18 protein-coding genes are annotated in these 19,638 nt (G+C 37.3%); all 18 read left to right on the top strand.

What is annotated here, in order from left to right; all coding sequences use genetic code 11:
- Positions 1-213 precede the first annotated feature (213 nt).
- The 18 genes from metG (at position 214) to spoVT (ending at position 19,577) form a co-directional block, all read left to right on the top strand.
- Positions 214-2,175, top strand: a complete 1,962-nt coding sequence (gene metG, locus E3U55_RS09470) for a methionine--tRNA ligase (RefSeq protein ID WP_134340191.1) — start codon at positions 214-216, stop codon at positions 2,173-2,175.
- A gap of 340 nt (positions 2,176-2,515) precedes the next feature.
- A complete protein-coding gene (locus tag E3U55_RS09465) occupies positions 2,516-3,283 on the top strand; it encodes a TatD family hydrolase (protein ID WP_134340190.1) in 768 nt (255 codons plus the stop codon).
- Positions 3,284-3,520: 237 nt separating this feature from the next.
- A complete protein-coding gene (locus E3U55_RS09460; protein ID WP_134340189.1) occupies positions 3,521-4,729 on the top strand; it encodes a G5 and 3D domain-containing protein in 1,209 nt (402 codons plus the stop codon).
- Positions 4,730-4,809: 80 nt separating this feature from the next.
- On the top strand, positions 4,810-5,367 hold the full coding sequence (rnmV, locus tag E3U55_RS09455; protein ID WP_134340188.1) for a ribonuclease M5: 558 nt from the start codon (positions 4,810-4,812) through the stop codon (positions 5,365-5,367).
- Positions 5,364-6,239: a 16S rRNA (adenine(1518)-N(6)/adenine(1519)-N(6))-dimethyltransferase RsmA gene (gene rsmA / locus E3U55_RS09450; protein ID WP_134340187.1), complete on the top strand. Its 876-nt coding sequence runs from the start codon at positions 5,364-5,366 to the stop codon at positions 6,237-6,239. Before rnmV ends, rsmA begins: the two co-directional genes overlap by 4 nt.
- A gap of 71 nt (positions 6,240-6,310) precedes the next feature.
- Positions 6,311-7,201: a sporulation peptidase YabG gene (gene yabG, locus E3U55_RS09445; RefSeq protein ID WP_134340186.1), complete on the top strand. Its 891-nt coding sequence runs from the start codon at positions 6,311-6,313 to the stop codon at positions 7,199-7,201.
- Positions 7,202-7,398: 197 nt separating this feature from the next.
- Positions 7,399-7,653, top strand: a complete 255-nt coding sequence (veg, locus tag E3U55_RS09440) for a biofilm formation stimulator Veg (protein WP_134340185.1) — start codon at positions 7,399-7,401, stop codon at positions 7,651-7,653.
- A gap of 108 nt (positions 7,654-7,761) precedes the next feature.
- Positions 7,762-7,941 (top strand): small, acid-soluble spore protein, alpha/beta type, encoded by a 180-nt coding sequence (locus tag E3U55_RS09435; protein ID WP_134340184.1) that lies wholly within the window; start codon positions 7,762-7,764, stop codon positions 7,939-7,941.
- Positions 7,942-8,026: 85 nt separating this feature from the next.
- Positions 8,027-8,875, top strand: coding sequence for a 4-(cytidine 5'-diphospho)-2-C-methyl-D-erythritol kinase (ispE, locus tag E3U55_RS09430; protein ID WP_134340183.1), 849 nt, complete (start codon positions 8,027-8,029; stop codon positions 8,873-8,875).
- Between the two features lie 70 nt (positions 8,876-8,945).
- The gene (gene purR, locus E3U55_RS09425; RefSeq protein ID WP_134340182.1) at positions 8,946-9,758 is read left to right on the top strand and encodes a pur operon repressor; all 813 of its coding nucleotides are present in this window, start codon (positions 8,946-8,948) and stop codon (positions 9,756-9,758) included.
- Between the two features lie 208 nt (positions 9,759-9,966).
- Positions 9,967-10,254, top strand: a complete 288-nt coding sequence (gene spoVG / locus E3U55_RS09420) for a septation regulator SpoVG (RefSeq protein ID WP_054754931.1) — start codon at positions 9,967-9,969, stop codon at positions 10,252-10,254.
- A gap of 645 nt (positions 10,255-10,899) precedes the next feature.
- Positions 10,900-12,273 carry a bifunctional UDP-N-acetylglucosamine diphosphorylase/glucosamine-1-phosphate N-acetyltransferase GlmU gene (gene glmU, locus E3U55_RS09415; RefSeq protein WP_134340181.1) on the top strand — a complete coding sequence of 458 codons (1,374 nt, stop codon included), beginning with the start codon at positions 10,900-10,902 and terminating at the stop codon, positions 12,271-12,273.
- Positions 12,274-12,301: 28 nt separating this feature from the next.
- A complete protein-coding gene (locus E3U55_RS09410) occupies positions 12,302-13,255 on the top strand; it encodes a ribose-phosphate diphosphokinase (RefSeq protein ID WP_134340180.1) in 954 nt (317 codons plus the stop codon).
- Between the two features lie 84 nt (positions 13,256-13,339).
- The gene (locus E3U55_RS09405) at positions 13,340-13,984 is read left to right on the top strand and encodes a 50S ribosomal protein L25/general stress protein Ctc (protein ID WP_134340179.1); all 645 of its coding nucleotides are present in this window, start codon (positions 13,340-13,342) and stop codon (positions 13,982-13,984) included.
- 482 nt (positions 13,985-14,466) lie between these two features.
- Positions 14,467-15,027: an aminoacyl-tRNA hydrolase gene (gene pth / locus E3U55_RS09400; protein WP_134340178.1), complete on the top strand. Its 561-nt coding sequence runs from the start codon at positions 14,467-14,469 to the stop codon at positions 15,025-15,027.
- Positions 15,028-15,093: 66 nt separating this feature from the next.
- A complete protein-coding gene (locus E3U55_RS09395) occupies positions 15,094-15,312 on the top strand; it encodes an anti-sigma-F factor Fin (protein ID WP_194840864.1) in 219 nt (72 codons plus the stop codon).
- Positions 15,313-15,408: 96 nt separating this feature from the next.
- Positions 15,409-18,945 carry a transcription-repair coupling factor gene (mfd, locus tag E3U55_RS09390; protein ID WP_228547523.1) on the top strand — a complete coding sequence of 1,179 codons (3,537 nt, stop codon included), beginning with the start codon at positions 15,409-15,411 and terminating at the stop codon, positions 18,943-18,945.
- 98 nt (positions 18,946-19,043) lie between these two features.
- Positions 19,044-19,577 (top strand): stage V sporulation protein T, encoded by a 534-nt coding sequence (spoVT, locus tag E3U55_RS09385; protein ID WP_134340176.1) that lies wholly within the window; start codon positions 19,044-19,046, stop codon positions 19,575-19,577.
- Positions 19,578-19,638 lie beyond the last annotated feature (61 nt).

The following is a 19,638-nucleotide window of genomic DNA, read 5'->3' as shown; positions in this document are numbered from 1 at the left end:
GATACCAAGTTTTATCAATTATTTTAAGTAATTGAAATATGTTCTCTATCTTTTGTTATGACTTGCTTCGCTGAATTTTTTCATACTTATGGAAATAATATAATGAAATAGTTACAATAGTACCTAGCATCTGTTCAATAGTTTACCAAATTTCTGAAAAATAGAAAACAATATTTTCAAAAAGATACCAAAAATTTAAGGAGGTCTACAAAAATGCCTGAAAATAACAAAACTTTTTACATTACGACACCTATTTATTATCCAAGTGGAAATTTACACATTGGTCATGCTTATACAACTGTCGCTGGCGATGCGATGGCACGTTATAAACGTTTAAGAGGTTACGATGTTATGTATTTAACGGGTACGGATGAACACGGCCAAAAAATCCAACGTAAAGCCGCAGATGACGGTGTTACGCCACAACAATATGTTGATAACATTGTAAATGGCATTCAAGATCTTTGGAGCAAACTTGATATTTCCCATGATGATTTTATTAGAACGACTCAAGACCGACATAAAGAAATCGTTGAGAAAATATTTGACCGCTTAGTTAAACAAGGTGATATTTACTTAGATGAATACGAAGGATGGTACTGTACACCATGTGAATCTTTCTTTACGGATCGTCAATTAGAGGATGGTAATTGTCCAGATTGTGGACGTCCTGTAGAGAAGGTAAAAGAAGAGTCTTATTTCTTTAGAATGAGTAAATATGTGGATCGTCTGGTCGAGTTTTATGATCAAAATCCTGAATTTATTCAACCTGAAGCTCGTAAGAATGAGATGCTAAATAACTTTATTAAGCCAGGACTGGAAGATTTAGCTGTTTCACGTACGACCTTCGATTGGGGAATTAAAGTGCCTGGCGATCCTAAACACGTCATTTATGTTTGGATTGACGCTCTAACCAACTACATTACAGCACTTGGTTACAACACGGATCAAGATGAAAAGTATCAGAAGTACTGGCCGGCGGATGTTCATTTAGTTGGTAAGGAAATTGTTCGTTTCCATACGATTTACTGGCCAATCATGTTAATGGCACTTGATTTACCATTACCGAAAAAGGTTTTTGCGCACGGCTGGTTATTAATGAAGGACGGTAAAATGTCTAAATCAAAAGGGAACGTGGTTGACCCTGTTGATTTAATTGATATTTATGGTCTCGATGCATTACGTTATTACTTACTACGTGAAGTACCATTTGGTTCAGATGGGGTATTTACACCTGAAGCTTTCGTTGAACGTACGAACTATGACTTAGCGAATGATTTAGGGAACTTACTGAACCGTACCGTGGCTATGATTAATAAATATTTTGACGGTGAAATTCCTAACCTTAAAGCAGATGAAACAGAATTCGATACAAACTTAAAGCAATTAGCTGAACAAACACGCCAGGATGTCGAAGATGCAATGGAAAATATGCAGTTTTCTGTAGCACTAACAACGTTATGGCAGTTTGTGAGCCGTACAAATAAATATATTGATGAGAATGAACCTTGGGTATTGGCTAAAGATGACTCTAAAAAAGAACGTCTAGGTAATGTGATGGCACACTTAGTTGAATCACTTCGCCAAATCGCCATTATGTTACAGCCATTCTTAACTTCTACGCCTAAGAACATCTTTGAACAGTTAGGAATTGCAGATGAAGAGCTTCAAGCTTGGGAAAGTTTAAATCAATTCGGAGCATATAAAAACGGAGAAGTCGTAAAACGAGGTACACCAATCTTCCCTCGTTTAGACACTGAAAGAGAAGTAGAAGCCATCAAGAAAATGATGACTAAGAACTCAAAACCACAGCCTGAACCGGAAGAGCCAAAAGAAGAAGAGCAATCTGACGAAATTACAATTGATGATTTCTTCAAAGTTGATCTTCGTGTAGCAGAAGTTGTGAAAGCCGAAAAGGTGAAAAAGGCTGATAAGCTTCTTAAATTACAACTAGATGTCGGCGAAGAAAAGCGTCAAGTGGTTTCAGGTATAGCGAAATATTATGAACCTGAAGAGTTAGTGGGCCGCAAAGTAGTATTAGTTGCTAACTTAAAACCCGTAAAACTTCGCGGTGAGTTATCACAAGGTATGGTGTTAGCCGGTGAAGATGATTCAGGTAACCTATCATTAGCATCAGTTGACCAAACATTACCAAACGGAGCGAAAATTAAATAATAATTTAAAGCACTGTTAAAGCTCAATGTTGATAAAATGAAATAGAATCTCTAAGAAGAGCGAAAGGCGGCGACTCCTGCGGGAACAGCGCGAGCCGAAAATCACGCAAAACGAACGGGAGTGAGTTTTGGGAAGTTGAGGCCGCGCCCGCGGAAAGCGTCCGCCTGTAGCGATTCGGAGAATCAACAATAATATTTAACATAGCCAAAGTTTAAGGGGACGAGAGGATTCGTCCCTTTTGTTTCACTTAGAAGGTTTTCTTTTCATTGATTCGGCCGTTTTTCCGGACTTAAAATACTGTTTTCCGGACTTTTAAACAAATTATTAGGAGTGAATATTCATGCTATTCGATACTCACGTACATTTAAATGCAGATCAGTTCATGGAAGATCGAGAAGAAGTTATTCAACGAGCATTAGACGAAGGTGTTAATCAAATGGTGGTCGTTGGTTTTGACAGAAAAACCATTCCACTAGCTATTGAAATTGCAGAAGAACATGACTTTATTTATGCAGCTGTTGGGTGGCATCCAGTTGATGCAATCGATATGACAGATGAAGACTTAGCCTGGATTGAAGAATTAAGCAATCATCCTAAAGTAGTAGCGATTGGTGAAATGGGCCTTGATTATCATTGGGACAAATCCCCTCATGATGTTCAAAAAGATGTCTTCCGTAAACAAATTCAGTTGGCTAAAAAAGTGAATATGCCAATCATAATTCATAATCGTGAAGCTACTGAAGATATCGTACAAATTTTAAAAGAAGAAAATGCCCAAGAATGCGGCGGTATTATGCATTGCTATAATGATGTGGTGGAATACGCCAAAGAGTGTTTAGACCTTGGATTCTACATTTCATTAGGAGGACCAGTCACGTTTAAAAATGCGACAGACCCTAAAATCGTTGCAGAGGAAGTCCCGCTTGATCGATTATTAATCGAAACTGATTGTCCATTCTTGGCCCCTCACCCGAATCGAGGCAAAAGAAATGAGCCAGCGTATGTTAAGTTAGTCGCTGAAAAAATCGCTGAACTCAAAGGGGTTACACTAGAGGAAGTAGCAGAACAAACAACCAAAAATGCCAAAAATGTATTTTCAATTAAGTAATAGTGGACATAATAATTTTTTTCGCGCGTAAGTATAAAAAAGGCATGGTTTGGCCATGATGCTTTTAGATACCTGACGCGCGTTTTTTATCTTCTGTAATAAATTCTTAATAAAGCGGAAAGCGCCTGTAATTACAGGGTTTGTGTGCTATAAAACTAGTATATCAATCAGGTATCAATTGACTTACGCTAGATTTGTCCAATATAATCGAATGCGTAACAAGAAGGAGGCATATGTATGAGCACGACAAGGGGTGCTAACCCGAAACAAAAGCGTTTTGGCCTCAAAAAAACACTACTAATCTTACTATCAGCCATCATCTTTTTGGGAACAGTAAGTTACATAACATTCGAGACAGTGACAGCAGATGTCCAAGTCATTCAAGATGGTGAGAAAATAAATACAACAACAACCGCAGCAGATGTCGGTGAAGTAATGAATGAACTCGGCATAGAGGTATCAAAACATGATGATCTATCTGTTAATTTAGACGAAGAACTCCAAGACGGAATGGTCATTGAGTATACAAAAGCAAATCAAGTCAATGTGACGATTGATCAAGAAACTAAAGAATTTTACACAACAAAAGAAACGGTTCAACAATTCTTAAAAGAGAAATCTATTAAACTAGGTAAATATGATGAGATTTCTGTTGATATGGAAGCACCTATTGAAGAAGGACTAGAAGTTCAGATTGATAAAGCTTTTGAAGTAACTGTAAAAGATGGTGGTGAAACTAAAACCGCTAAAGTTACAAATCAAACAGTTGGTGAATTCCTGGCAAGTCTTGATATTGACCTGAATGAACAAGACCGTATTAATGCTAAATTAGATGATCCAGTTAAAGAGAAACGTTCAATTGAAATCGTACGAGTGACGACTGAAACAGAAACCGAAGAAGTTGCTGTTCCTTTTCAAACTGAAAGAAAAGAAGATTCTGATATGCTTAGAGGAAAATCTAAAGTAGTAAAATCGGGTCAGGAAGGCAAAAAGGTTCTAACTTATGAAATTACTAAGGAAAATGGAGAAGTCGTTTCGAAAGATCTAGTTGAAGAGAAAGTCGTTCAGGAAAGTGTTAATCGTGTTGTTGCTGAAGGGACAAAAGTTCCAGTTCAACAAGCTTCTGCCGATAGCGGAGAATGGATGACGTTTTCGTCAACGAAGTACACAGCGTTTTGTCCTTCTGGTTGTACGGGAGTCACAGCTACAGGAATAAATGTAGCCAATTCCATTTATTATAATGGTTTGCGAGTCATTGCGGTTGATCCTAACGTGATACCACTTTGGTCGAAAGTAGAGGTTAAGATTGGAAATAACACCTTTACAGCGATTGCCTTAGACACAGGTGGAGCTATCAAAGGTAAGAAAATTGATATTCTAACTGACTCAACTTCCGATGCTTATCGTTGGGGTAGACGTAGCGTTCAAGTAAGAGTTGTTGATTAAAATAAAAGTATTAATTGAAAAGGATAATCCTGCTATACTAAGGATTATCCTTAATTTTTTGTGAAGAGGTATATTGAGATATGAAAATAAAAGAAGTAATTGTTGTTGAAGGTCGTGATGATACGGCTAAAATTAAATTAGCTGTAGATGCAGACACCATCGAAACAAATGGCTCAGCAATTAACACACAAATTTATAATCAAATCCGTCATGCTAAAGATAAACGGGGTGTGATTGTTTTTACAGACCCTGACTATCCAGGCGAACGTTTAAGGCGTTTGATTGATCAATATGTTCCAGGTTGTAAGCATGCTTTCTTACCGAAGAAAAAAGCTCTAGGCAAACGAGGCGTTGGTATTGAACATGCATCCGTTGAGGATATTCGAGAAGCTTTAAGTCAGGTTTATGAAATAAATCACCCCGAAGAACATGAGCAAGTCGATTGGCAACCGTATTTATTGAAGTATGGACTCATTGGTGGGAGTAAAGCTAAAGAACGAAGAAAACAGTTAGGCGAGCGATTAAATATCGGTTATGCTAATGGTAAACAACTAGCAAAACGTTTACATATGTTTCAAATTGATGTTCAAACATTTGAACAAACGATGCAGTCAGTGTTAGAGGAGGAAACGGTTTGAGTAAACCTATTGCAACTATTTCTAGAACGAAAGAAATAATGGATAAATATAAATTAGGCTTTAAAAAGAGTCTCGGTCAGAACTTTATCATTGATACAAATATTTTAAAGAAAATTGTAGATAAAGCAGGGGTCGACCACGAAACGGTTGCGTTAGAAATTGGACCAGGCATAGGAGCTTTAACTGAACAACTAGCGATTGAAGCGCAAAAAGTTTATGCTTTTGAAATTGACCAGAGATTAATGGAAGTTTTAAATGATACATTAAGTCCTTACGAAAATATCACTGTCATTAATCAAGATATTCTTGAAGTTGAATTAGATAAGTTTTTATCTGAACATTTGAATGAAGGACAATCCGCCAAGGTAGTTGCGAATTTGCCTTATTATATAACGACACCGATCCTCATGAAATTGCTTATGGCTCGTCTTCCAATAGACTCGATGACGGTAATGATGCAAAAGGAAGTGGCTGAACGTATGGCTGCGGGTCCAAATACGAAAGAATACGGTTCATTATCAATTGCCGTTCAGTATTACACGCATTCTAAAGTTGTGATGACAGTTCCTAAAACATGTTTCATGCCACAACCGAATGTGGATTCAGCCATCTTACAATTAACTAAACGTGAACAACCAGCGGCAATTGTAGATGATGAAGAAATATTTTTTGAATTAGTACAAGCGAGCTTCGGGCAACGTCGTAAAACTATTAAAAATAATCTTCAACGCGCTTTTAGTGATCGGTTAAGCAAGGAGCAACTGCAGGAATTATTCGAGGGAGCTGATATAGAACCTTCACGTCGAGGAGAGTCTTTATCAATTGAAGAATTTGCGATCTTAGCTAATGTATGCAGCCGATTAATGAATTAACCCTATATAGGCACATTTTTCTCCTCTTTTCAATATCGTATAAGAGAAGGTATTGAGAAGGGGAGAAAATCATGAAGTGGCTAAAAGGAGATATTGTAACAAGGTATTCTTACGATCATGACTTATTATTTCGCATTCAGGAAATAAAAGAAGATCAAGTAATGCTGTTTGGTGAGGACTTCCGGCTAAAAGCCGATGCACCATTAAAAGACCTTAAAAAAGTTACTGAAAGCGATCGCTTTTTAAAACGTAAAGAAATGAAAAAAGAAGAGGATCTCTCCTATCGTATGTTTCGTCAAGATTATTATTTGCGATCATTTCGTGATTATGCACAACCGACTTCTGAGAAAGAGCAAAGCATTTCTCAATTTAGAATATGTCCTAAAGTTTTGCATATTGACGGAGATTCTTTATTTTTAAAAAAATGTATTCAGCTTTATAAACGATTAGGTTTGCAAGTTCACGGAATATATGTTGAAGAAGCTCAAATGCCTGAGAAAGTTAAAGCGCTGATGGATAAGGTACAGCCTGATATTTTAGTAATCACTGGGCATGACTCTTACTCTAAACAAAAAGGTGATGAAAAAGATATTCGAGCTTACAGAAACAGCAAATATTTTGTTGAAGCGGTTAGAGAAGCGCGCAAGTATGCTCCGAGCTTAGACCAATTAGTAATTTTTGCTGGTGCGTGTCAGTCGCATTTTGAATCGCTAATCAAAGCTGGTGCAAATTTTGCAAGTTCACCCACTCGTATCAATATTCACGCATTGGATCCGGTTTATGTTGTTGCTAAAGTCGGTTATACGCCTTTTATGGAGAAGGTCGATATATTTGATGTAGTTAGTAAAACCATCACTCGTGAAAAAGGTATCGGTGGTATTGAAACGAGAGGTTTATTTCGTGTTGGACTTCCATATATGAAAGAGTTACCTGTCACTAACGAAAAATCAAAAGATGAATAAGATATAGTATATGGCTTTAAATTCCCGCCACGCCCAAAGTTTTTGGTAATAATGTGTATGATTTCTCAAAACTAGGTAAAATTAAAAAAAGATTAAAATAATGTTGACATTTACTATCGCCAATTGATATAATATAAAATTTCATTTGACTTTTGGTTGGTTGGTGTGGTATATTATTACTAGTGAGGTGGAGTCTAATGGGAAAAACCTTAGCGGAAATTAAACAAGTTTTAGATCACAGAATAGGCGATCGACTAACGTTAAAAGCAAATGGAGGACGTCGTAAAACAATCGAACGTTCAGGTATACTTGCTGAAACTTATCCTTCAGTTTTTATCGTTGAGCTTGATCAAGAAGAACACGCATTTGAACGTGTTTCTTACAGTTATACCGATGTTTTAACTGAAACGGTAGAAATTACCTTCACAGATGAAGTCACCAAGATGGCGTAATTATAACATTCAAACTTTACGTACCCCATCCATTACCAAGTTTAAATCCTAACAATTACATATACTAAGAGTGTCGTAAAAAACGACAAAAGGAGTTGTGATCAGCCGATGGGAAAGCGAAGAGGCGTTATGTCTGATCGTTTGAAGGAAGAGATCGCAAAGGAATTAGGTTTTTACGACACGGTACAAAAAGAAGGATGGGGCGGAATTAAGTCTCGAGATGCCGGAAATATGGTCAAACGCGCCGTGCAAATGGCACAAGAGCAAATGCAAAGGGATAGGTCGTAATGACCTATCCTTTTTTAAATCTTATTAATCTAAACCTTTAGATGTGATACAATCGTAAAGACGAATCTTAGGTAGGTGAAATCAATTGATTTACGAAAAGGCGCCAGCAAAAATTAATTTAACTTTAGATGTTTTACATAAAAGAGACGATGGCTATCATGAAGTTGAAATGGTCATGACAACCATCGATTTAGCCGATCGACTTTCGTTTGAAGTAATGAACAGTAATCGTGTAGAGATTGCTTCAGAAAATCGCTTTGTACCTAATGATAAAAGAAACCTGGCCTTTCAAGCAGCAACCCTTATTAAAGAACGTTTTGATATTAAACAAGGGGTACGTATCCATCTGGATAAGCATATTCCTGTTGCTGCTGGTTTAGCTGGGGGTAGTAGTGATGCTGCAGCTACATTGCGTGGTGTAAATCGATTGTTTAATATTGGATTAAGTCAAGAAGAATTACAGGAAATTGGGGCTGAGATTGGTTCGGATGTCCCTTTTTGTGTCATGGGTGGGACAGCCCTGGCAAAAGGGCGTGGTGTAGAATTGCAGCCATTGTCGTCTCCTCCAGCCTGTTGGGTGGTTTTAGCTAAGCCGAGCATTGGTGTATCTACAAAAGACATTTATAGTAAGGTTAATTTAGAACAATTAAATCACCCGAATACTCAAGCTATGATTGAGGTCTTAGAGAATCATGATTTTAAAGGTATTTGTAAACATTTAGGTAATGTTCTTCAACCGATTACTTCTACCATGCATCATCAAGTTAGACAAATCATTCAGCGCATGAACAAAGCAGGTGGAACAGGTGTATTAATGAGCGGAAGCGGTCCAACTGTATTTTCATTAGTGGCAAAAGAAGAAAAGGCAGAGCGCATTTATAACAGTTTGAGAGGATTTTGTTCAGAAGTGTATATGGTCCGAATATTAGGTTGAATGTATGGAATTAACCGAATTATAATGTTATATTATAATAAAATATTCGGTTTTTAAGGTGGAATGAATCATGAAACGAAGTGAAAGATTGGTCGCTATGACTAATTTCTTTTTAGAACACCCCAGAGAGTTATTTTCTTTACCGTATTTTGTGAATCGATATGAAGCAGCAAAATCATCCATTAGTGAAGATATAGACATAATAGATGGAATGTTCCAGAAAATGGGGATTGGAGAGCTTACTACAGTTTCTGGTGCTGCTGGCGGTGTTCAATACATACCTGACTTATCTAAAGAAAATGCCAATCATTGTATGGAAGAATTAATTGAATTGCTTAAAGACCCTGCTCGCATTCTGCCGGGTGGTTATGTGTATATGAGTGATATATTAGGTCACCCAAAACATATTCGTGAAATTGGTAAAGTATTTGCAGCTGCTTTTCATGGCTTAGATATTGATTATGTTGTCACAGTAGCTACAAAAGGCATCCCACTAGCCTACGCTGTTGCTCAGGTGTTAGGTGTACCGGTAGTTATTATTCGCCGAGATCCAAAGGTTACAGAAGGTTCAACAGTTAGTATTAATTATGTATCTGGCTCATCGAGAAAAATCCAGACTATGGTTTTAGCTAAACGTAGTATCGAAGAAGGCTCTAATGTATTAATTGTTGATGATTTTATGAAAGCAGGAGGTACAATCAAAGGGATGATGAACCTCATGCAGGAATTTAATGCAACAGTAAAAGGGATCGGTGTTTTAGCTGAAGCGGAAGATGAAGATGAGGATCGTAAAGTAGATGATTATATATCCCTATTAAAATTTGTAGAAGTAGATGAAGTCAAACAAACGATTCAAGTTTCAAAAGGTAATTATTTTATTTAATAAACATTGACAAATCTAGCTAAATTTATAATTTTTAAAGATTTTTTAAAATTTTTTTAAAAATATTGCAGGAATTTTAAAAACAATGTGGAAATTGATAACAAAGTCCTTATATTTAGATTGATTTTATATCTTTTTTCAATCTATCGAGCTTTTGAAGAGGCTTTGGTGACTGAAGCCTAGAAATCTTAAAAGGTGGTGAGACATAATGCAAGTAACTGACGTAAGATTGCGCCGTGTGAACACGGATGGTCGCATGCGTGCTATTGCATCGATCACATTGGATGGGGAGTTCGTCGTACACGACATTCGCGTCATTGATGGTAATAATGGCTTATTCGTAGCTATGCCAAGTAAACGAACTCCAGATGGGGAATTCAGAGATATCGCTCACCCTATCAATTCAGACACACGTGGTAAAATTCAAGATGCAGTCTTAGAAGAATACCACCGCGTCGGTGAAGAAGTTGAATATGAAGAAGCAGGTGCTTCTTAATCTCTAAAAAGAGTCTAATCGGACAAGGGTTAGGCTCTTTTTTGTTTTGGCTCTGTTATAGTTCGATGTTGATTCTACGAATCGCTACAGGCGGACGTTTCCGCGGGCACGGCCTCAACGAAGGTACTTCAATGAACACTCTTCACTGTACCTTTGCACCGAGGAAGCCTACTTCGAAGCGTTTCTAGAAGACGCAGGTGCACCTACTTTGATTTTCGGCTCGTGCTGTTCCCGCGAAGACCTGGATGGTCAAGTGTCGACGTTGGCCACAAAAGCTACTTCCTTTATTTCTTTGCGTTATTTTGCGCCGAGTAACCGCAGGCGCAGGACGTGGCCAGGAGTCACCGCCTTTCGCTCTTCCTAGAAGAATATCCTACTTAGCATTCTCTTAATTTTAGCAGCGCATAATTTATTACTTCTTCTCAACCTATTATTTATATTAAAAAGTACCCCTCAATTAAATTTATAAACCTCTTTTTTATAAAAAATTTAATTATATTAAATCTGTTAGTTTACTTTTAAAATTGGTAAAACGTCTGCTAATTAATCTCACAAAATTGTTAAATCTTTCAGTACTCGATTAAGTTGCAACTGCTCATGTTTTAAGATATATTCATATTGGATGAATGTGTTGGAGGGAAAAACATGTCAAATAGATATGCCGTAGTACTTGCGGCTGGAAAAGGTACACGCATGAAGTCGAAGTTGTACAAAGTTCTACATCCGGTATGCGGGAAACCAATGGTTGAACATGTGGTGGATCAGTTAACAGATCTCAATCTTAGCGAGATCATTACCATTATCGGTTTTGGTTCTGACTTAGTTAAAGAACAACTAGGCAGTCGCACGAAATATGTACTCCAAGAAGAACAATTAGGTACGGGTCATGCTGTTCAAATGGCTGAGCCATATCTTAAAGATAAAAAAGGTACCACGATTGTCGTTTGTGGAGATACACCTCTTCTAACAGGAGAAACGTTAAAAGAATTAATGGATTTCCATGAAAACGAACAAGCTCAAGTCTCTGTTTTAACTTCAAAATTAGATGATCCTTCTGGTTATGGTAGGGTTATTCGCAATGACGATAACGAAGTAGAGAAAATAGTTGAGCATAAAGATGCTAATAATGATGAATTGAAAGTAAATGAAATTAATACAGGGGTTTATTGTTTTGATAATGAACTGCTGTTTGACGCATTAGATCTTGTATCGAACGATAATTCGCAAGGTGAGTACTATTTACCTGATGTTCTATCCATTGCAAAAGAGAGAAGTCAGAAGGTTGTAGCTTATACGACACCAAACTTTGAAGAGACATTAGGTGTTAATGACCGAGTCGCTCTATCAAAAGCAGAGAAGATCATGCAACAACGTATTAACGAGCATCATATGCGTCAAGGTGTGTCAATCATCGATGTAGATAATACTTATATCGGCCCAGACGTAATTATTGGCTCAGACGTTATCATAGAACCTGGTTGTAAAATTAGTGGGAAAACTACTATTAAAGACGAATCAACCATTGGTCCGAATAGTGAAATCATGGATAGTTATATTGGTGAAAGCACCGTCATTAAACAAAGTGTGGTTACTGAAAGTAAAGTCGGACAAAGTGTAAACATTGGACCATTCGCCCACATCCGTCCAGCAAGTGATGTCGGGGACCATGTGAAAATAGGTAACTTTGTAGAAGTTAAGAAATCTCAAATAGATTCTAATAGTAAGGTTTCTCACCTTTCTTATATTGGTGATGCCGAAGTTGGTAAAGATGCAAATATTGGTTGTGGTACGATTACGGTTAATTATGATGGTAAAAATAAATATAAAACCATCATTGAAGATGAGGCGTTTATCGGTTGTAACTCTAACTTAGTAGCCCCAGTAACTGTGAAAAAAGGTGCTTATGTAGCTGCTGGATCAACCATTACTAAAGATGTTCCTGAAAAGGCTCTATCCATTGCACGTTCTCGTCAAGAAAATAAAGAAGGTTATGTAGAACGTTTAAATAAACGTAAATAATAAAAATCTTTTTGGAGGTTCTCAATCTATGTCTAATCATTATAATGACCCTTACTTAAAAGTCTTCAGCTTGAACTCAAACCCAGCATTAGCTCAAGAAATCGCTGACCAAGCTGGTGTGGAACTTGGTAAGTGTTCGGTTAAACGTTTCAGTGATGGTGAAGTTCAAATCAATATTGAAGAAAGCATCCGTGGATGTGATGTGTTTGTTGTTCAATCGACAAGTGCTCCGGTAAATGAACATTTAATGGAATTACTTATTATGATTGATGCATTAAAACGTGCATCTGCTCGAACCATTAACATTGTAATGCCTTATTATGGTTATGCTCGCCAAGATCGTAAAGCACGTTCGAGAGAGCCAATTACTTCTAAATTAGTTGCTGATTTACTAGAAACAGCAGGCGCTGACCGAGTAATTACTCTAGATTTACATGCAGCACAAATTCAAGGATTCTTTAATATTCCAATTGACCACTTAATTGGTGTAAAAATCTTAAGCGAACATTTCTTAGAAAAGAACTTAGAAGACGTTGTCATTGTGTCACCTGATCACGGCGGTGTGACGAGAGCAAGACAATTGGCTGATCGCTTAAAAGCGCCGATTGCGATAATTGATAAACGTCGTCCAAAGCCAAATGTGGCTGAGGTTATGAATATCGTAGGTCAAGTAGAAGGAAAAACTGCAATTTTAATTGATGACATTATTGATACAGCGGGTACTATTACGCTAGCAGCTAATGCGATGATGGAAAACGGTGCAAAAGAAGTTTATGCTTGTTGTACTCATCCGGTGTTATCTGGTCCGGCGATTGAGCGCATTGATAACTCGAAGATTAAAGAACTTGCAGTGACAAATACTATCCCATTATCAGAAGAGAAACAATCGTCTAAGATTACACAATTGTCGGTAGGTAAATTGATTGCAGAATCCATTAAACGAGTACATGAACACCGTTCAATTAGTACCCTATTCGACTAAAAAATTTTACATCTCCGTTTAAAAAGGTATAATAAAGGGTAAGGGATATAAATAGAGTATTTTATTAACGGAGGTTGAGAAAACATGGCAGCAACTATTCAAGCCAAAGACAGATCTGATTTAAGAAGATATCAAACTAAAAATTTAAGAAAAGAAGGTTACGTTCCAGCCGTAGTTTACGGTAAAGGGAAAGAACCTGTTACAGTAGCAGTAGAAGAAATTGAACTAATTAAAAACGTTCGCGACGAAGGTCGTAACGCTGTATTTTCATTAGCAGTAGAAGGTAAAGATTCGTTAAGCGTAATGCTTTACGATTACCAATCAGACGTAATTAAAGATAAGTTAGTTCACGCTGACTTTTATCAAGTAGATATGTCTACTGAAGTTGATGTAGAAGTTAACATTAACTTTGAAGGTGAGTCACAAGGTGTTAAAGACGGCGGTGTGAAGCAGCAAGCTATGCACACACTAAACGTTCGTTCTACACCAAATAATATTCCTGAAGAAATTTCAATTGATATTTCAGAACTAAATATTGGTGACAGTGTAACTGTTGGTGACTTAAAATCTGGTAAGAACTATGAAATCTTAGATGATGATGATGCAACAATCATTACGATCCTTCCACCTCAGCAAGAGGAAGTACCTGAAGAAGGTGACGAAGGTGTTGCAGAAGAAAATGCAGAGCCAGAAGTCATTAATGAAAAATCTGATGATGACAAAGAATAATTCTTAATTCATTTCAAAATACTAATAAAGGGATCGAAGTCACACTATCATAGACTTCGATCTTTTTTTCTTTGATTCTGTTAATTTTTATTTTGCTAAGTGATGAATATTAAAGTAATTATTGAGCGAAAGGCGACGACTCCTGGTCGACTAAAAACGGCCACGTCCTGCGCCTGCGGTTACTCGGCGCAAAATAACGCAAAGAAGTAAAGCAAGTAGATTTTGTGGCCAACGTCGACACTTGACCGTCCAGGTCTTCGCGGGAAAAGCACGAGCCGAAATTCACGCGGGATGCACCTGCGTCTTCTAGGAATGCTTCGAAGTAAGCTTCCTCGGTGCAAAGGTGCAATGGAGATTATTCATTGATGTTCCTTCGTTGAAGCCGTGCCCGCGGAAAGCGTCCGCCTGTAGCTTCACTAAAAAATATCAAACTTTAGTGAGGAATTTTTTACTTTTCTTAATCAATAAAGGAGTCACAAAAAATGAAGTGTATAGTAGGCCTTGGGAATCCAGGATTTAAATATCGCAAGACACGCCATAACATAGGCTTTATGGTTGTAGACCATATTGCATCAGATCATGGCTGGAAATTAAGCAAGAGTGGCTTTGAATCACATTACACAGTTGAGCACTTAAACGGAGAAAAAATCATACTAATTAAACCACAAACTTACATGAATTTATCTGGACAAGCCGTTAAAAAAGTGATGGATTACTATGACTTAGAGCCAGAAGATGTAGTGGTTATTTATGATGATTTAGATTTACCTACTGGTAAGATTCGTTTACGTCAAAAAGGCGGCCATGGTGGTCATAATGGTATTAGAAGCATTATTGAACAAATTGGCACGAAAGAGTTTAACCGAATTCGTTTTGGAATCGGACGCCCTGAAAATGATCTGCCTGTGGTTGACTATGTTCTTGGGAAATTTCCAAAGGCGACTCGTAAAGAAGTCGATGTAGCCATTGAACGCTCATCACATGCTGTAGAGGATTGGATGAAAAAACCTTTCCTAGAAGTGATGAACACGTATAACCAGTAAGTTAGCTGCATAAATCTCCTGCAGTTTGGAAAAACTAACTAGTAGTTTGCCAAGGGAGGTTATATGGTGGCAGTTAATATGAAATGTAGACACTGTCAGCAATCGATGGGTGTCATAGAAGATGAAGACAGAGTCTATGATTTAATAGGACAACAACCTTTTGCATTAGATATTGTTCAGTTGAATGATGAAGGTGAAGTGTCTGTTCAACTCATTTGCGAACATTGTGAAGAAATTCTTGCTCAAAATCCTAATTTATTTGAAAATGATACATTTATTCATTAATAAAACTATAAAATGTACTTAAGCTTTGGTTGTTCACCAAAGCATTTTTCTGTTTTTCTCATGAGATGTTTTGCTATAAGATAGGGGAGAAAGCTTTTGTTAAATTTAAAACAATACCTTACTGAACAAGATGATATCGTCAATCTTATTGAGGGACTAGACGACGGCATGAATGAGCAGTTAGTAGCTGGTTTAACGAATACGACTAGACAGTTACTTGTATCCGCTCTCCAGGAAAAGACAGAACGTCCTGTCTTATACGTCACTCATAATTTATCACAAGCTCAGAAGGTTTATGATGAACTTCATTCAATATCCAGTCACGAAAATGTATATCTATATCCAGTCAATGAATTACTAGCAGCAGAAACCGAGACAGCTTCTCCTGAATTAAAAGCACAACGCTTAGAAGTATGGGAGAAGTGGCAGCGGCAAGAGGAAGGTATTTTAGTTGCTCCTGTAGCTGCTCTTAAACGTGTATTACCTCCGAAAAATTCAAACCAAATAACAACAGCTTATTTAAAAGCAGGGGAAATACACTCGTATGAAGAGTCAGTCGAACAATTTATCTCGATGGGGTATAAGTTTACGGATATGGTTACATCTCCTGGGGAAATCAGTCGACGCGGTGGGATTATAGATTTATATCCATTAACTGAAAATTACCCTGTTCGTATAGAGTGGTTTGATGATGAAGTAGAATCTATTCGATATTTTGATGCTGAAAATCAACGTTCTAAAGAAGAGTTAGAAGATATTCAAATTGGTCCAGTTGATGAGTTTTTATTAACTCAAGAACAAATGGACGAAGGTGCTCAAAAATTAAAAGATTTATTAGCGAAGTCATTAAAGAAAATAAAAGAACCAGAAGCCCAAGAAAAGCTTAGAGAAACTATTTCATATGATATAGAGCGTTTGGAACAAGGCGAACACTTCCCTGGCATGATCAAATATCTCTCACTATTTTATGATGAAGTACATAGTTTAATAGATTATGTCTCAGATCAAACCGTAGTTATTTTTGATGAAATGAGTCGGGTAAGTGAGACGGCAGAACAACTCGACCGTGAAGAAGCCAATTGGTATACAGATATGCTAGAAACCCAGTCATTAGTTAACGGGCTAACGTTAACCTTTGACTGGGCTACTGTCATGCAAAAAACTAATTATCAAAAGGTATATTTTTCACTTTTCTTAAGACATATTCCTAATACAAAACCTGAGAATATTATTAATTTATCCAGTAGACAAATGCAGACTTTCCATGGGCAAATGCCAATGCTTAAAAGTGAAATTGAACGTTGGACAAATGCCAGCTTCTCTGTCGTCATTCTTGCATCAAGTGAAGAGAGAATGGACCGCATTGTAAGTGTGTTAGATGACTATGAAATGACTGCTTATAAAGTTGATCAAGATCAGGAGCTACCAGTAAATGAACCTATAGTCGTACAAGGTGTTCTTAACCAAGGGTTTGAAATGCCTGCTTTTAAGTTTGCGGTGTTAACTGAAGAAGAATTGTTTAAAAAACAAAAACCTAAAAAGCGAAAAAGACAAAAGATATCTAATGCTGAACGGATAAAGAGTTATCAAGAGTTAAAAGTGGGCGATTATGTCGTTCACATTAACCACGGGATAGGTAAATACTTAGGTATTGAAACGCTTGAAGTGAATGACGTCCATAAAGATTATATGGTCGTTAATTACTCGGGTAATGATAAATTATATGTACCTGTTGATCAGATTGACCAGGTCCAAAAGTATGTTGGGTCAGAAGGAAAAGAGCCTAAGCTATATCGATTAGGCGGAAGCGAATGGAAAAAAGTTAAATCTCGTGTTCAATCATCTGTTGAAGATATTGCAGATGATTTGATTAAGTTATACGCTGAGCGTGAAGCTTCTAAAGGTCATGCATTCTCTGAAGATACAGAGATGCAACGTGATTTTGAAGCGGCATTCCCGTATGAAGAAACTGAAGATCAATTACGTTGTATTGAAGAAATTAAAACTGATATGGAAAGAGAACGCCCAATGGATCGCTTATTATGTGGGGATGTTGGTTATGGAAAAACGGAAGTTGCCATCAGAGCAGCATTTAAAGCCGTACTTGATAATAAACAAGTAGCCGTTTTAGTCCCAACAACGATTCTTGCGCAACAACATTTTGAAACGTTCCAAGAGCGTTTTCAGCAGTTTGGTGTAAATGTTGGCTTGCTCAGTCGTTTCCGTACACCAAAACAGCAAAAAGAAACACTCGATAAGCTGAGAAAAGGTTTAATTGATGTCGTTATTGGTACGCATCGTGTGTTATCTAAGGATGTTGTATTTCAAGATCTTGGTTTACTGGTCGTTGATGAAGAACAACGCTTTGGAGTTAAACATAAAGAGAAAATCAAACAACTTAAGACAAATGTTGATGTGCTAACTCTAACGGCAACACCTATTCCAAGAACATTACACATGTCGATGGTCGGAGTGCGTGATTTATCAGTGATTGAAACACCACCGGAAAACAGATTTCCTATTCAGACTTATGTGCTGGAGTACAACCCTGCTTTTATTCGGGAAGCGATTGAACGAGAGCTGGCTCGTGGTGGACAGGTGTTTTTCTTGTATAATCGAGTAGACTTGATTGAAAAAATAGCCGGTGAAATAGATATGCTCGTAGATGATGCCCGAGTGAACTTTGCGCATGGTCAAATGAATGAACGTCAACTTGAAGGAATCATGTTTGATTTCCTAGAGGGGAATTTTGATGTACTAGTAAGTACAACGATTATTGAAACAGGGGTAGATATCCCTAATGTAAATACACTAATCGTCTATGATGCGGATAAGATGGGGTTAAGTCAGCTCTATCAGTTAAGAGGGCGCGTAGGCCGTTCGAACCGACTGGCTTATGCTTACTTTACTTATCAACAGAATAAAGTTTTAACAGAAGTGGCAGAAAAGCGATTAGAAGCGATTAAAGAGTTTACGGAATTAGGTTCAGGGTTTAAGATTGCGATGCGCGATTTATCCATCCGTGGTACAGGTAATTTACTTGGTACAGAACAGCATGGCTTTATTGATTCAGTCGGGTTTGACATGTACTCACAAATGTTGAATGATGCTATTCAAGCAAAACAAGCAGGGAAAACATATGAGGAAACCAAACCTTTCGAAGTTGAAATGTCATTAGACATTGATGCTTATATTCCTTCTGAGTATATCACTGATGAAGCTCAAAAAATTCAGATGTATAAACAAATTAAAGCAATGGATAACATTAATGAAGTATACGACATTAAAGATGAATTAATTGATCGATTTGGTGAGTACCCTAAAGAAGTTGAAGATTTATTACAAGTATCTCGTATTCGTCTACTTGCACAACAAGAGCGAATCGAACATATTGAGGAACGTAAAAATAAGATAGACCTTCTAATGCAGACTGAAGAAAGTCAAAAAGTTGACGGTGCTCAGCTGTTTGAACTGGCTAATAGCTATGGTAGAATGGTTCAGCTAGCAACTGAAGGAAAGCAATTAAAATTGAAGTTGCAATTCCAAAGAAACAATAAACACAAGCGATATGACATCGTTGAAGATTTATTATCAAAACTCGGCGAAACAAAAAAACAGCTAACCCATGAATAGATTATGTTTCTTGTCTCATACTAAAAATTACTAGCAGGTGTTCAGTATATGTCATCACACCTATGCAAGTACATCAAAGAAAGCGGGGATTTCAAGAAATGAAAGCAACAGGAATTGTACGCCGTATTGATGATCTCGGCAGAGTTGTTGTCCCTAAAGAGATTAGAAGAACGTTACGTATTCGTGAAGGGGATCCATTAGAAATATTCGTCGATCGTGAAGGTGAAGTCATCCTAAAAAAATATTCACCAATCAATGAATTAAGTGAATTTGCACAAGAGTATGCCCATGCATTATTTGATTCCTTAGGCCAAAAAATACTAGTATCAGATCGTGATGAAGTTATAGCTATTGCAGGAGCATCAAAAAAAGAGTACTTAAACAAAAATGTCGGTAAAGTCGTTGAGGAATCAATGGACAAGCGTGAAGGTAAAGTTGAAAAAAATGAGTCATCTATTGAAATTGTAGAAGGCAAAGAGGAGACGGTTTCATCGTATCTTATTCAACCGATCATATCGAATGGTGACCCAGTGGGTAGTGTTATTTTACTTATGGACAAAGGTGCTTTAACGGACGTAGAAGTTAAAGTATGTCAAGCAGCTGCAAACTTTTTGGCCAGGCAAATGGAATAGTTCGAAGCTTACAGTAAGGGGTAAACCCTTACTGTTTTTTTGCTTTTATAAGGTACCCTAC

Source organism: Filobacillus milosensis (assembly GCF_004402015.1).
Lineage (GTDB): Bacteria > Bacillota > Bacilli > Bacillales > Alkalibacillaceae > Filobacillus > Filobacillus milosensis.
Note: the sequence above shows the minus strand (reverse complement) of the source record. Positions and strands in the feature narration are given on the sequence as shown.

Coding starts and splice junctions, on each gene's coding strand:
- metG (WP_134340191.1), top strand. CDS start 214: ATGCCTGAAAATAACAAAACTTTTTACATTACGACACCTATTTATTAT.
- E3U55_RS09465 (WP_134340190.1), top strand. CDS start 2,516: ATGCTATTCGATACTCACGTACATTTAAATGCAGATCAGTTCATGGAA.
- E3U55_RS09460 (WP_134340189.1), top strand. CDS start 3,521: ATGAGCACGACAAGGGGTGCTAACCCGAAACAAAAGCGTTTTGGCCTC.
- rnmV (WP_134340188.1), top strand. CDS start 4,810: ATGAAAATAAAAGAAGTAATTGTTGTTGAAGGTCGTGATGATACGGCT.
- yabG (WP_134340186.1), top strand. CDS start 6,311: ATGAAGTGGCTAAAAGGAGATATTGTAACAAGGTATTCTTACGATCAT.
- veg (WP_134340185.1), top strand. CDS start 7,399: ATGGGAAAAACCTTAGCGGAAATTAAACAAGTTTTAGATCACAGAATA.
- E3U55_RS09435 (WP_134340184.1), top strand. CDS start 7,762: ATGGGAAAGCGAAGAGGCGTTATGTCTGATCGTTTGAAGGAAGAGATC.
- purR (WP_134340182.1), top strand. CDS start 8,946: ATGAAACGAAGTGAAAGATTGGTCGCTATGACTAATTTCTTTTTAGAA.
- spoVG (WP_054754931.1), top strand. CDS start 9,967: ATGCAAGTAACTGACGTAAGATTGCGCCGTGTGAACACGGATGGTCGC.
- glmU (WP_134340181.1), top strand. CDS start 10,900: ATGTCAAATAGATATGCCGTAGTACTTGCGGCTGGAAAAGGTACACGC.
- E3U55_RS09410 (WP_134340180.1), top strand. CDS start 12,302: ATGTCTAATCATTATAATGACCCTTACTTAAAAGTCTTCAGCTTGAAC.
- E3U55_RS09405 (WP_134340179.1), top strand. CDS start 13,340: ATGGCAGCAACTATTCAAGCCAAAGACAGATCTGATTTAAGAAGATAT.
- pth (WP_134340178.1), top strand. CDS start 14,467: ATGAAGTGTATAGTAGGCCTTGGGAATCCAGGATTTAAATATCGCAAG.
- spoVT (WP_134340176.1), top strand. CDS start 19,044: ATGAAAGCAACAGGAATTGTACGCCGTATTGATGATCTCGGCAGAGTT.